The following is a 12,935-nucleotide window of genomic DNA, read 5'->3' as shown; positions in this document are numbered from 1 at the left end:
TCTACTGGGGTGATAGAATGCTAGAGCGTTCAATGGAAAAAACACGGGAAAACCAAGAGGGAAGGGAGTGATGATACAAAAATAGAAAAGAGGATGAAGATAATGACATATCAAAAACTTATGTGTGATGGATTTGAATTAAACTATTGTATAAAGGGGCAAGGCCAACCAATTTTAGTGGTGGGGAGTAGTGTTTATTATCCACGTCTGTTCTCAGAAGACTTTTATCAACATTTCCAGGTGATTTTTTTAGATCATCGAGGTTTTGGTAAGCCAGCTCAAGCATTTACGCAAGAAGATTACACATTAAACAAAATAGTGAAGGATATGGAGTGTGCGAGACAAATCCTACAGCTAGATAATTTAATAGTTTTAGGACATTCAGGACATGCATTTATGGCAATGGCGTATGCCAAAGCCTAGCCCCAGCATGTTCAAAAACTCGTACTCTTAAATACAGCAACATCGAATAGTCAAGAAAGACAGCAACAAAGCTTGTCTTATTTTGAGGCACATGCAAGTATGGAGCGTAAACATCAATTTGCGCACGAAATAGCCTTATTGGAACAGGATCTAAAGAAGGAGCCTGAACGACGCTTTGTTCATATGTGTATTCGTATGGGGGCGCATAGTTTTTATGATTTTATGTTCAATGCTACCTCTATGTGGGATAACGTTCATCCGAATATGGAAATTATTGATTATCTATGGGGAGTAGCTTTTGCGGAGCAGAACCTTTTACAACAAATGCTACAAGTTAACAAGCCAATTTTTCTAGGTCTAGGCAGGTATGATTATTTAGTAGCCCCTATTTCATTATGGGATGCAGTAGATCATATTCCCTATGTAAAGAAAGTCATTTTTGAAAAAAGTGGTCATAATCCTATGTTTGAAGAGCCTGTATTTTTTAATGAACAACTAATTCAATGGATAAACGAGAGGTAGTCGAATGGCTGGTTATGCTTGTATAGCAATTAACCAGCCTATTTTAATAATAAAAAGAGAAAAGCCAAAGTATCAACTACCTCAACAAGTTTTACGTATTGCATCAATGTTTTGACAGTCCATAATGACAGGCCGTGCCATATCATCGATTTGAAGGAAGTACCCGCAGCAGCTTTGCGGAATAAGATAAATAAAGTATATTCCTAGAAATTGGCTGCCATCTGAGAGGTATACATCTACTAAAGTCCCTGGTTCAAAACATTCTAAGTGACTACAAATACAGCTTTGACAATGCTTTTCAATTTGATTTTGTTTCTGATATTTTTTTTCAAATTGGGGACTATTATAATATTTTATTTTATAAGAATCTTCCTCAATAATAGGATGATCTACGCTGGGAGAGTGACCAAAGTAAACATTCTTTGAGTCACAATAGCATTTAGAAAATTTATGATAATTGTTAAATTCCCAATTCATTCGTGTTAAATATCTGTTTCCATCCATTTCTAAAACGCTCCTTTATGATTACAATGTCATGCTAGCATGAGTCATCTATTTCTAGTCTATGTTAAAAAGCCCTTTAGGAGATGGTAAAATGTCCATTTATCTGTACAATATAAGAAAAGACTAAACTCATTAGTAGAGTTTAGTCTTTCAAGTTGTAATCGCCTTTCAATAAGCCATATATCTCTAAATCAACAACACCCTTACCAGACCATAATGAAGCTTGTCTCAGAAGACCTTCTTTTAAAAATCCATTTTTTAACAGAACCTTTTTCGAGGGTTCATTTAAAGGCATGACTTCTGCCTGTATTCGATTAACATTTACCTCTTCCAATAAAAATTTTACGATTGTTGCAACTGCCTCTGATGCAATGCCTTTTCCCCAGGATGCTTCAGCTAAATAGTAACCGATTGTTACCATATCTACTTTTTGATTAAAGTCCATCGCTTCGATAATCCCTACTAGTTTTTCACGCTGTGATATTTCGAAGATCCCCCATTTAATCCTGCTTTTCTTCGTATAATCACGTTCAAAATGGCCAATCATTTTTTGAACAGTTTGAAGGTTATGTTTTGGGATGATGCCACAATACTCAAATACCTTGTCATTATCATAAATAGCAAATAGCTCTTGTATATGTGAGTCTTCAATTTTTTTAAATTGTAAATTAGCTGAATGTAGGGTAGGGAACTGCTTAAATACTTTCTCAATAATCATCGACCTTGCTCCTTTATTATTCTTTAATGGGAATGTAGATTTTCATTTTCATCTCCTGTGGGTAGATCGATTGCATGACATCGGTTATTTCAAAATCAGGACCTGTATCGCGCTCATAATTAGAATTCGGCAACCATACTCCGTAAATGAAACGTCTTGTATTTTGAATTCCTTCCGCAGTACCATTCAATGTAAATTCTGCATATTTACCAGCAGGAATTTCAAGGTGGGTGAAGCCTTTCTCTAATTGCTCCTCAAAGATTTCGACTTCCTCTCCTACAATAAAAGAAAACCGGCCATCCTCCTGAAAGTTTGTAGAAATGCCATACGCCATATTAGGGGCTACCTTATGGGAGATTCGTTCATAATATTGCTGCTGACCAAAATCCAAATAAAAGCCAGGGATTTCTGCATAGTATTGTTCGTCTTGTAAGGACGTTTTGTATTCATAGCCTGTAATACGTTTTTTAGATAAGTGAAGTATTTCCGGTCGCTGCATAGGGAGTTCTCCTTCCAGTTTATAATCCAAAAAGTTTATTTTGGTTTGAAATGGTATGGAGTTGGCTCCTTTTCGGTATTTAGCAGGTGTGACACCAAAATACTGAACAAATGCCCGTGTAAATGCCTCCTGAGAACCATATTGAAAGTTGATTGCAATCTCAAGTATATTCTGCGTTGTTGTTGCTAATAAGGAAGCTGCTTCAGAAAGCCTCCTGTTGCGAATATACTGCTGCACAGAAAAACCTGTAATGGCTTGGAAAAGTCGTTGGAAATGAAATGCTGAAAAGTAAGACTGAGAAGAAATATCTGTAATCGTTAACTTTTCACGTAGGTTTTTCTCAATAAACTCTATGGCGTTTTGAATTCTTTCAAAATAATCCATACCATCATCCTTTCTTAACTCAATGGTACCGTTTAATGGGAAGGGTTTTTTGATAATTTGTGCTAATTTGTACATTAAATTGTAATGTATAGGAAATCAATAGAAACATTGATTAAAACAACAATTAAATGTATAATTTAACTAAATTTACAAGAAAGTGAGTGATAGATGATGATAGTCAGCTCTGTTTTCCCATTGAATATAATTAAGGTGCGGGAGAATAAATAGATTAGTTGATTTCTTCCGCAAACAATCGGAGGAGAATATATGTACAAAAATTACGGACCGTTAAGCACAGCACTTTATGATTTTACGAAACCAGTTGGATACTCGCTTGATGGAGATATTGAATATTATCTAGAACGACTGCAAGGTGTAAAGGGGAAGATTCTAGAAGCAGGGGTTGGTTCTGGACGTTTCTATATTCCTTTTATGGAAAAAGGCTTTGAAATAGAGGGAATTGATCATTCCCCAGAAATGCTAGCATCCTGTCGAAAAAGATGCCAAGAACGAGGATTGACGCCAGTGCTGTATGAAGGAAATGTTTGCCAATTCACCTTAGGTCAACAATACGAAGCCATTGTTATGCCTACAGGCTCATTTTGTTTAATTGAAAATCATCAAGAAGCACTATCAGCTTTAACCTCTATGTATCAGCACCTTGTCCCTGGTGGGAGACTCCTAGTAGATTTATTACTTCCTACAGACTGGAAAACAGGAGAAATTACGACATCTTACCATCAAATTTCACAAGATGAAGGAATTGCCCTTGAAAGAAAATCGATTGCCATGAATTGGGTGGAGCAATATACGCTGATGGTTTTAAAATATGAGAAGTGGCAACAAGGCACATTAAGTGATACAGAACTACAAAAGTTTTTATTACGCTGGTATGGAATTGAAGAATTTAAGCTTCTATTACAAAGTATTGGCTTTTCTGCAATAACTTGTTCTGCGAATTATAAGTTCCTTCAACAACCAACTGAAGAAACGTCACTCATAACGTTTGAAGCGGTACGTTAATTAAAATGACCAGTACTCAATAAAAGAGTACTGGTCATTTTTACGAATTAGTCAAGTTTTAATTTTGTTGCAGTTCCTACTCCTTTTGTATGCACATCGACTTCAATTTGAACTTCAAGATTAGGGTAGAGGGTTTGCCAGTTCTTTTTAATTCGATTCCATGCTCGATAGTCCTCTCGATGTAGTACATTACTAAATTTTAATAAATCGGCTTGATAGGTTTGTTGAATTGTTTGAAGTGTACGTTCTAATCGTTCCTTGATTTGTCTGCTCGTTTCTTTATTTAAAGCATCGATGGTTTTTGATTTTGTTAAATCTAAAGAACAACTTACCTCTGCAACGTTTTGCTCAATATCAAGTTTGATGGAAATCGAAGGTATATCATTTTGAAAATGACCTGTCACTTTAGTAGAAGAATTAATAATTTCTGTTGAGATTTTCCCTTCTTCAGGACAAGCAATAATTTCAAATGTACTTTTTATATTATTATTTAAAAAATTATAGTCTCTGCTTTCTTGTTCTGTTAAATAGCCGATGAGCTTATAATTTTTAAAAATAGCCAGTCCACCATATTTTAATTGTGCAGGGCTATCAATTTTTTCTATATTTGAGCTAAAATCTCCAGCATCCGCATCACCGTGTATATGAATAGAGGGTAAGACGGCACTATGATCAATACTGCCTAAAGATTGGATTAAATCATCAAGAATAACAGATTCTGTTGTCCCCCATACTGCTTCAGAAACCTTTAATGATTTAAACATTTTGCTAGCAGGCACATCCTCTAAAGGGGTTAAAACACTTAATATTTCTTGTGCAGTCGAATCATGAGAAACAATAAAGTTAAAATCACTTCGTCCTTCTGGGTCTCTTTGAAATAAATCTAAAATGCTATTCATACCTTCCTCAGCCATTTCTTCACCAATAATGATAATTTGGGCATGCGCATAATAAGGCTTTCTAGGTGTTAGCGCTGTTAATTTTCGAATGGCATCAAATAATGATTTACCTTTTGCATGGTAGGTAAAAACAGGGACCTGAATGCCAGATGCTTTGTTCGAAGCCACTTGACTTGGATTAACAATCTGAACAGAAATTTCGAATTGCTCGTCCGATTTATCCACACCAACAGCCGTAACAATAGCTAGTTCGTTTAACTCCCGCTTATTCCAGCATCCACCTAGTAAAAGAAGTACTGACAGCAATAGGATGAATGATACCTTGTGTTTAATGGTGGACACCTCCTCTAGGAAAAGAAGACATTTCGGATACTATTAAGGATAAGCAAAAGACAGGCAAAATAATCAATAATGAAAATCTCAATGAATCTTTTTGAAGGAGAATAAAATGAAGAAAACAAACTGTGAAATGGAGGTAAGGAAAATGAAACAATCCTTATTTAAAGGTGTAGAGGCCATTTTTATTCCAATAAAAGATCCTAAATTATCGGCTAAATGGTATGAGGAAATACTCGGATTTAAGCTTCAATATATAGAAGAGGGCGCAGCAGTTATGAAAATCACTGAACAATTCCCCACGGTCATTTGCTTAGTAAAAGCTAAGGAGCATCAGCCATGTCATTTTCCAGACAATCACTTTGGTGTGGGGAAATATGTGAACTTCCTCTCTAAAAATATTGAAGAGACCTATTTATTTCTAGTGGATCATCATGTTCAAGTCGAGGCTTTAGAAGGAGAAGGGGACACCAAATTTTTTACCTTCTATGACCCTGATGGGAATCCTTTAGGTGTTTGTCAATCATTATAAGCGGGTCACTGCGTTAACAGTGACCCTAGTAACAAATCTAGGAGGTGTAAGGCTAATTAGCTTTACACTACTATAGTATACTAATTCTCTATATTGAAATAGTTAATTGCCTGGGTAATAAAAAGAAAATTTAGAATCTTATAAAATCAAATGGGATGGACCTATTTTTTAACAATATGCATGTAATGGATAGTTTCAAAAGCACATAAGTAATCTGTTCGATTTTGAAAATACAGCTCTTGAATCGCTGTAGGAGATAGATGTTCATATATAAGCAAACCTAATCGATCTAGCATCCTCTCCATGTCCTCATAAGCATAGCATGATTTCATTGGCTCACCACCAACTGCGGCCATTTTGACCATGTTTTCTACTCTATTAGAGAGTCCTTTTTCGGTGAAGAGTGTTTCATCACCATAATCCAAAACAATGGAACTACCTGATGGAACTAAGGCAAATAGATGATTGAGTAAACTTGCTAATTCATCTTTTGTTAAATAATAGGACACACCTAACAGACTAAAAAATGTTTTTTTAGATTGAAAGCCTTGCTCTGAAAATAATTGAGATTGAAATTGCTTTGTAAAATCCATCGGTACAAAATGCAGATAATTCAAGAGGGGGAGAGAAGCTTCCTGTAATCTTTTCATTTTTGATTCCTGTGTTGTGGGATAATCCACCTCAAAAATTTCCAGCATGGTTTGTCCTTGCTCCTGACGATATGGAAAAGTATCAAAGCCAGCACCTAAGATGACATATTGCTCGACACCAAGCTGTATTTCGCTATGCAAGACCCTTTCACAATAAGCAGCACGTGCCAAAGGAGTCGGTGAGAGTTGAACTTGTGTTATCCATTTTATTAATTCCTTTGAATCGTCTTTAAACTTTGTAGCGATATCTTTATTAAAAAATGCAATGCCTTGTATCAAATTAGCTTGGATATTTTGATATTCTTCTTGTGAAATCAATTCTTTGGCTATATAATCATCAAAAATTTTCGGCGTATCAAATTGGCTATGGTAGGCTCTACTAAAGGCAGCAACTAATGAAGTGATACTAGATTCCAGTTGATTCATACCAACACTCCTTAACAAAAAATAGGATTCCCCTGGCCAGGAGAATCCTATTATATATAATATTTATTTAAATGTAAATTTTAGCATAAAAACATTTTTTTTGTCAAGTTTTAGGTACTGAGAAAGAGGAGTAATATGAAAAAATTTAAAATAGGCTTATCTTTACTCTTAGCAGTAATTATTAGTGTTATGCTCATTACATGGAAAGATCAAAGCTATTCTGCTATTGATCTATTAGAAAATGCTAATTTTCATGTGGAAAATTCCACTGTTACGCTACATCGTATAGATACAGATACAGAAGATATCTTTTCTGAAATGAAAATATCAAAAGAAACACAGCAAGAATTGATACAGTCTTTTCAACAGGCAACATTCAAAAAAACAGCCATAAAAACTATTGATTACGATTACCGAATGACAATTTCACTCAATACAAGCTACCCGATGTTCATTGATTCTAAAAATAAAATATTGGTTCTCCTTAACACAAATGAAAGCTTTGAACTGATAAAAGATCACGCTTTTTTTAGTCTTTTAGAAAAAGCAACGGAAGATTCACAGAATTAGTTAGTATCCAACACAAGCTAAATAAGTAGGGATACAGCATAGATCTTCCCTGTGAATTATGTAGATGAACCAACTGGGAATGGTGAATTTCATACCTCCTTTTATAGTGACCATTCTGATGAAGAACTCGGTATCTGATATGAGGTGAAAAATAAAGGCACACAACAATTTAACTGGAGTGTCACGGCTTCGGAAGGGAAAATATGGGCTAAAGGAAGAGTAGCTGCTGAAGGACAAATATCTTTACTGGAAAAAGACCGATATAAGTCAGAGGAGCGTGTGCTATAGATGGAGCTGACGGCGTGTTTGATTTGCCATTTTTTTAGTAGAGTAAAAAATTTTTAAGAATGTGTAACTTTTTAAAACATCAGCCGTCTAACTCATCAGTAGAATACAAAGAACTAAAGCAAACTAGTAACATTCACTTTTCACAAAAGGGCCAGGATTCACATTTTTTCGTGTTTCCTGGTCTTTTTGTGGTGGTAGTCCTATAATTTAACGAAAAAATAAAGAATTTATGAAACCTTTAGCCTGTTCATTCGTATTGTAATTTGAATCTAAAGCTAGACAAGATTTAGTAAGATTCACTTTCACTTAAAAGACTAGAGCTTACATCATCATGTGAGAGTCTAGTCTTTTTTGTATGGTTGTTCAGATATTGTTCAGTATAATATGTTAATCTGTGAATGAAGATATTTCATAGTCTTCAACCTAAACGCAAAATGGCCAGTTCTCTTTAAAAGAGTGACTGGTCTTTTTGTTTAATGTTCCTTTACAGACGTGTTTCTTCAACATATTTTATGAATAGCACGAAAAATTAGTAGCTTCACCTATCATAGTTAAAACCATAGAGACCTGTATGGTTGTAACAGCCATGTCTTGCTTTCCCATCACCAAGCGAGAATGATGAAGTGGATTTCACGCTTTCAGCAGAAATTTTTCAGTTAGAGCAGGGAGAGCATTGTTATCAATTTCAGTTTGTAGAAACATACTTTAAATTATGTGAAAATAGCAAACAGTCACCCACCCATACATTGGGGCTGTCATTGGTAAATGACCCTGTGTCATGAGCTACGTTCAGTCATTTTCATTATTTCTTATTTTAATGAAACTAAGAAAGACTTAAAATTTGATAGAATGATTTATTTTCTCGAAAAAGCATTAATTCCCCCTAAAATCCTATTGGAAAATATTTTAACTTGTTCAGCGCCTCAAGTTGTCGTAGTATTATAACGAATCAAAACTAAGTAAGTTAGTAAGATTCACTTTCACAATAAAACCAGGTGCTCCCCAAAAGAGAGCATCTGGTTTTTTGTTTATATACGATATAGCTGTATACTTAGCGATACCCGATCCATATTGCCTAAGCACACAGTGATTATTTTTTCTCAGCTACAATGATTAAAAACATAGGTCTCCGTAGTTCATCTTGCATGTCCGGAATATTTTTTAGCATTTCCTCTGAAGGCATAGGTTCCTTCACCGCACTTATCGTAAATCCAGCTTGTATTAAGACATTCATATAAGTAGACAGTGTGCGATGGTATTTAATAACATTTTCGGTAAGGAAGGTCGTTTCTCGAATGCCTTCTGTCTGATAATGATCAACTGCCCAATGCAGGCGGTTGCCATTCTCATCGTAGACCCAATCTTGTTCATTGCGTGATGTGTATATAGGATGCTCTACAGAAAAGACAAATGAACCATTAGGTTTTAGATAAGCATAAACCTTCTTACAAAGTGCTTCGAAGGATTGTACATAGTGAATTGCTAATGAACTAATTACTACATCAAATTGAGAAGCGGAGAAATGGATATCTTCGATCGGCATCTTTAAATAGGTAATAAAAGGATCATTCGTTTTTTCCTGCGCTTTTTGCAGCATTTTTTCTGATAAATCCACACCAATTACTGATTTTGCCTGTTGTTCACGGGCATAACGACAATGCCAGCCGAAGCCACAGCCTAGATCAAGTACGGTCTTATCCTGGAAATCTGGAAGAAGTGCTTTTAATACGTGCCATTCACCTGCCGCGTCTAGTCCTTGAACAGAACGTGGCATTTTTTCATATTCGGAAAAGAAATTGATTTCATCATATTTATTTTGTTTCATGTATAGAACACTCCTATCAATTAAGTTCGCCCCCTAAATCTACTGACAACCTAGGAGGCTAGCTATCTTCTTCTAACCATTGCTCCACCTCATGTAACTATTTTTTTACTATAACACATGATCATTCAGGCGTACCTAAAAAATAGGAGAAGAACAGACTTGGCGTCACTTGATTATGAGTAAGAAATAAATAATAAGTATTAGAGGAAAGCCGAATACACTCCTCGTCAAATCAAAAAGATCCCATCTCTAAAATTTAGAGATGAGAGCTACTGTCCTTTATATACTTTTAATCTAACCACTCAATTGAACAATCGTTAAGGAGCGGTTAGCATAACTAGCGACGAAGGAATCTGAAGCTGCACTGGCTCCCACCAAATCCCCTGCGGCTAATGTAGCTTGGACCACATAGGCCGAGCTACTTCTATTGACAACATTAAAGACTGCAATGCCGTTTAGAAAAATCGGTTGACCATTGACGGTAATGCTAACTGTGAAAAATGGTTGATCAGGATCAGGGGCTGCTGTTGCTTGCGCATTAATCGAAATGGTGATTTGATAGACACCGTCATTTTGAACGACCAATTCATTCCCAGATGGGCTAACCGTAACATTTGATAGCGCACCAACCACTTGGAAAGTGACGGGTGTTGGATCAGGTGATAAAGGGCCCAATGTATCTCCTCTAAGGGATCCGTACGCTAAAACACTTCGATCTGGTGAAGGGACAGGAACAACAGGACCAGGAAGTGCAACAATTTTTGGGAAATATTTCATTTCATTTGGACAACAGTTCTGACATGTATGTTTACCGAACATTCTCTAACCCTCCTTTATGCTCTCAATATAAATATTATATTCAACTCTCTTATCTTTAATTGAACGGACACCTAGGCTACAGATTAGATAAAATCTAAAAACACTAGTATTTTTAAGTAGTTATTTGTTGATGGTGTCCATTTTGTTAGAAGTATTCCAAAGTTTGAGATGTTATTTCAACTCATATAAAAAGAAAGCCCAGTATCAAGTCTGGGCTTTCCTTAGTTAGCGGTATCAAAAAAGCTACTTTCTCGCCTGAATCAAGGTGAACCAACTTTTTCCATTTAATGTACCAGAAACTCTGTATATGGGTTGATAGAAATCTTTTGTATCATACATATACGAGAGCTCTATTAAATCGACAGTAAGCTGATCGCCTTTTTTTATCAACAGTTCTTCTTCTGTTACAAGTGCATTATATTTTATCTGTGGAAATTTGCCATTTTTAATTCGTTCATACACCTCTGCAGGTGACAAAATATTTACTTCACGGATCAATTGATGCTCATGAATATTATACGATAATGAATACAAACTACCATCTGGCTTCAAACCGAGCTCTACCTCACCAAGCCAATAATCTTGGTTCAATTCAGCTTGGTCAGGAAGCGTCCATTCAAATACGCCATTATCCAAAGCTGTAAACTCCCCATCTTTAGGAAGGAGAGAAAGCTCAACCATCATACTCTTTGCCTTCTTCACAAGTGTCTCTTGCACAGCTAAGGAAGGTTGCACTGGCGTATAAAGATCGTCTGTTAGCGACCAATTTCCCTCTGAATTAATAAATAGCGTATACGAGTTCTCTTCTTTATCTTTCAATAAGAGCTCACGATCACCACTAATATCCTGCCGACTTAACTCTGATAAATCCAATTTCTTTTGCAACAAAGTCTCAACTTCATCTGTATGAATTATTTTTTTATACACGGGGGCAACGGTAGATGCTGTATGTAAATCTAATGAGGTTGTTACATCAACATCCGACATATTTGATTTTGTGTAGGCATTAATTGCTAAATGACCAAATTCCTGTTGAGCGTAGACAATCATCATGCCAATAAAAATCAAACCCATCATGAGAGGAATGGCTAGGTTACCGATCAAACTTTTCATTTTTATTTTTTTATGCTGAACAATGGAAGATCCTAGTCTATATAACTGGTATCCAATAATCCCACCAAGCGAGTTGTTGATTAAGTCATCAAGCTCGAAAATCCCTGCTCCTGTAAGTGTTTGATACGTTTCAATGGATAAGGTTGCCATCACCACTACAGGAAGAAGCCATTTAAACAATTTAAATTTAGAGAAAAGTAAAGGTAAGAAAATGCCCAGTGGCACAAACATTAAAATGTTAAAAATACAATTTTGAAGATCACGTAACGAGTATTTCTTCCATGCATCTATATAGCCACTAAATGGTTGGAGATTCATTTGCATGAAATGGGAAGAACCACGCCCAAAAATCGTTAGTTCACACACAAATACAATATAGCCGATAAAGAGTGCTACAAGTATCAGTTGCTTAAAGTTTATTTTTTTTCGATTTGACTGTTGTTTTTTATGATAGAGGAAATAATAAAGTCCAATAAGTAAGAACTCAGCACCAACTATAAGGATGACTGGCAACATTAAAATTCGAATGTTATTCATAATATCTGTAACGCCCAAGACAAGATGCTCCTAACTATGTTAATCTATTGTCGACTTTTCTTATTGTAAATGGTAATTATTAATAATTATTGAGAAAAATTATGAAGATTTCTTAAGATTTTGTAGCATACCTAATTGAGGGAAAATGCTTTTATTTTCCGTAAAAAAGGGGAGGAACAGTCTAGGGATTATCAACAAAGTTTGTGAAAATTGCACGTTTAGAGGCAAAGACAAACCTTGCTGTTTCGATTTATCAGCATAATTTTATGGGCAATAAAGTATAGGTAGGCGTTTTTTATAAGACTTCCGTTGTATTGTCTTGTCAGTCCTTGTAATCAAAATTGACATAAACAATTGTCAGAAAATATCAATATACCCTATAATAAATAAAAAAGCTGAGAATAAGAGGTGAACTTATGGGGAAACCAGTAGATTACAATCTATTTCCGGGTTATCAAAACACACTTGACTCCAGACTTGATGAACGTAAGGAAGAATTTATTGAGGAACTAGAAAGAGCAAAAGTTGATGGACATATACTTGAATTTGAGAAAACACCAGAAGAATTGCCCCAATAGTAAGAGCAAAGCATCTTGAAAAAAGATGCTTTTTTCTTTTGTTTGGAGCTTGTTTATATGTATAAATTGGGCTTTTCACTTCAATGAACTCTTTCTTTTTATGCGATAATAATTGATAGAAATGTCAATAATTAATAGGATGTAGAGTACACTAAATACATTTAAAATTAACGAAGGCAGAGGGAAAATGACCTCTCTAATCAATATTAACCAAATAGTGGTTGATACTAAAACAATAGCATCCAATAAAATAACCATAGTATGTTTATGGGCTTTAAAAATAAAATTA

At 35.4% G+C, this 12,935-nt stretch carries 12 protein-coding genes and 1 pseudogene; 5 read left to right on the top strand and 8 right to left on the bottom strand.

The features are described 5' to 3' along the window. Positions 1-102: 102 nt before the first annotated feature. Positions 103-945: pseudogene (locus C7B89_RS05610) on the top strand (alpha/beta fold hydrolase). Positions 946-1,026: 81 nt separating this feature from the next. Here the strand turns inward: C7B89_RS05610 and C7B89_RS05605 are convergent. The 3 genes from C7B89_RS05605 to C7B89_RS05595 all read right to left on the bottom strand — a co-directional run bounded on the left by C7B89_RS05605 (position 1,027) and on the right by C7B89_RS05595 (position 3,050). Then, on the bottom strand, positions 1,027-1,449 hold the full coding sequence (locus C7B89_RS05605) for a hypothetical protein (protein WP_066037268.1): 423 nt from the start codon (positions 1,447-1,449) through the stop codon (positions 1,027-1,029). 142 nt (positions 1,450-1,591) lie between these two features. Further along, a complete protein-coding gene (locus tag C7B89_RS05600) occupies positions 1,592-2,167 on the bottom strand; it encodes a GNAT family N-acetyltransferase (RefSeq protein WP_048392543.1) in 576 nt (191 codons plus the stop codon). Between the two features lie 16 nt (positions 2,168-2,183). Continuing rightward, positions 2,184-3,050 carry an AraC family transcriptional regulator gene (locus C7B89_RS05595; RefSeq protein ID WP_066037269.1) on the bottom strand — a complete coding sequence of 289 codons (867 nt, stop codon included), beginning with the start codon at positions 3,048-3,050 and terminating at the stop codon, positions 2,184-2,186. A gap of 267 nt (positions 3,051-3,317) precedes the next feature. On the opposite strand from C7B89_RS05595, the gene C7B89_RS05590 reads away from it, so the two are divergent. Then, the gene (locus C7B89_RS05590; protein ID WP_066037270.1) at positions 3,318-4,073 is read left to right on the top strand and encodes a class I SAM-dependent methyltransferase; all 756 of its coding nucleotides are present in this window, start codon (positions 3,318-3,320) and stop codon (positions 4,071-4,073) included. A 47-nt stretch (positions 4,074-4,120) separates the two neighbouring features. Here C7B89_RS05590 and C7B89_RS05585 read toward each other — a convergent pair whose 3' ends face one another. Further along, entirely contained in the window at positions 4,121-5,314 is a 1,194-nt protein-coding gene (locus C7B89_RS05585) for a Ger(x)C family spore germination protein (RefSeq protein ID WP_054550372.1), read from the bottom strand. A gap of 142 nt (positions 5,315-5,456) precedes the next feature. Here C7B89_RS05585 and C7B89_RS05580 point away from each other — a divergent pair, with 142 nt between their 5' ends. Next, positions 5,457-5,840, top strand: coding sequence for a VOC family protein (locus C7B89_RS05580; protein WP_115673393.1), 384 nt, complete (start codon positions 5,457-5,459; stop codon positions 5,838-5,840). 161 nt (positions 5,841-6,001) lie between these two features. Here C7B89_RS05580 and C7B89_RS05575 read toward each other — a convergent pair whose 3' ends face one another. After that, positions 6,002-6,916, bottom strand: a complete 915-nt coding sequence (locus C7B89_RS05575) for a class I SAM-dependent methyltransferase (protein ID WP_115673279.1) — start codon at positions 6,914-6,916, stop codon at positions 6,002-6,004. Between the two features lie 135 nt (positions 6,917-7,051). Between C7B89_RS05575 and C7B89_RS05570 the strand changes: the two genes are divergently transcribed. Next, positions 7,052-7,486, top strand: a complete 435-nt coding sequence (locus C7B89_RS05570; protein WP_066037272.1) for a hypothetical protein — start codon at positions 7,052-7,054, stop codon at positions 7,484-7,486. A gap of 1,378 nt (positions 7,487-8,864) precedes the next feature. Here the strand turns inward: C7B89_RS05570 and C7B89_RS05565 are convergent. The 3 genes from C7B89_RS05565 to C7B89_RS05555 form a co-directional block, all read right to left on the bottom strand. Continuing rightward, entirely contained in the window at positions 8,865-9,599 is a 735-nt protein-coding gene (locus C7B89_RS05565; protein ID WP_103118272.1) for a class I SAM-dependent methyltransferase, read from the bottom strand. Between the two features lie 294 nt (positions 9,600-9,893). Then, positions 9,894-10,418, bottom strand: a complete 525-nt coding sequence (locus tag C7B89_RS05560; RefSeq protein WP_103118271.1) for a hypothetical protein — start codon at positions 10,416-10,418, stop codon at positions 9,894-9,896. A gap of 243 nt (positions 10,419-10,661) precedes the next feature. Beyond that, complete coding sequence (locus C7B89_RS05555; RefSeq protein ID WP_115673278.1) at positions 10,662-12,086, bottom strand: VanZ family protein; 1,425 nt, start codon at positions 12,084-12,086, stop codon at positions 10,662-10,664. A 398-nt stretch (positions 12,087-12,484) separates the two neighbouring features. On the opposite strand from C7B89_RS05555, the gene C7B89_RS23005 reads away from it, so the two are divergent. Further along, positions 12,485-12,646 carry a hypothetical protein gene (locus tag C7B89_RS23005; RefSeq protein WP_004225101.1) on the top strand — a complete coding sequence of 54 codons (162 nt, stop codon included), beginning with the start codon at positions 12,485-12,487 and terminating at the stop codon, positions 12,644-12,646. Positions 12,647-12,935 lie beyond the last annotated feature (289 nt).

Origin of the sequence: Lysinibacillus capsici (assembly GCF_003367505.1) — a bacterium.
Lineage (GTDB): Bacteria > Bacillota > Bacilli > Bacillales_A > Planococcaceae > Lysinibacillus > Lysinibacillus capsici.
The sequence above is the reverse complement of the archived record's forward strand: the minus strand, read 5'-3'. Positions and strand labels throughout refer to the sequence as shown.

Excerpts from the sequence above, each read along its gene's own strand:
- C7B89_RS05605 (WP_066037268.1), bottom strand. The coding sequence starts at position 1,449 with ATGGATGGAAACAGATATTTAACACGAATGAATTGGGAATTTAACAAT.
- C7B89_RS05590 (WP_066037270.1), top strand. The coding sequence starts at position 3,318 with ATGTACAAAAATTACGGACCGTTAAGCACAGCACTTTATGATTTTACG.
- C7B89_RS05595 (WP_066037269.1), bottom strand. The coding sequence starts at position 3,050 with ATGGATTATTTTGAAAGAATTCAAAACGCCATAGAGTTTATTGAGAAA.
- C7B89_RS05580 (WP_115673393.1), top strand. The coding sequence starts at position 5,457 with ATGAAACAATCCTTATTTAAAGGTGTAGAGGCCATTTTTATTCCAATA.
- C7B89_RS23005 (WP_004225101.1), top strand. The coding sequence starts at position 12,485 with ATGGGGAAACCAGTAGATTACAATCTATTTCCGGGTTATCAAAACACA.
- C7B89_RS05600 (WP_048392543.1), bottom strand. The coding sequence starts at position 2,167 with ATGATTATTGAGAAAGTATTTAAGCAGTTCCCTACCCTACATTCAGCT.
- C7B89_RS05560 (WP_103118271.1), bottom strand. The coding sequence starts at position 10,418 with ATGTTCGGTAAACATACATGTCAGAACTGTTGTCCAAATGAAATGAAA.
- C7B89_RS05575 (WP_115673279.1), bottom strand. The coding sequence starts at position 6,916 with ATGAATCAACTGGAATCTAGTATCACTTCATTAGTTGCTGCCTTTAGT.
- C7B89_RS05570 (WP_066037272.1), top strand. The coding sequence starts at position 7,052 with ATGAAAAAATTTAAAATAGGCTTATCTTTACTCTTAGCAGTAATTATT.
- C7B89_RS05565 (WP_103118272.1), bottom strand. The coding sequence starts at position 9,599 with ATGAAACAAAATAAATATGATGAAATCAATTTCTTTTCCGAATATGAA.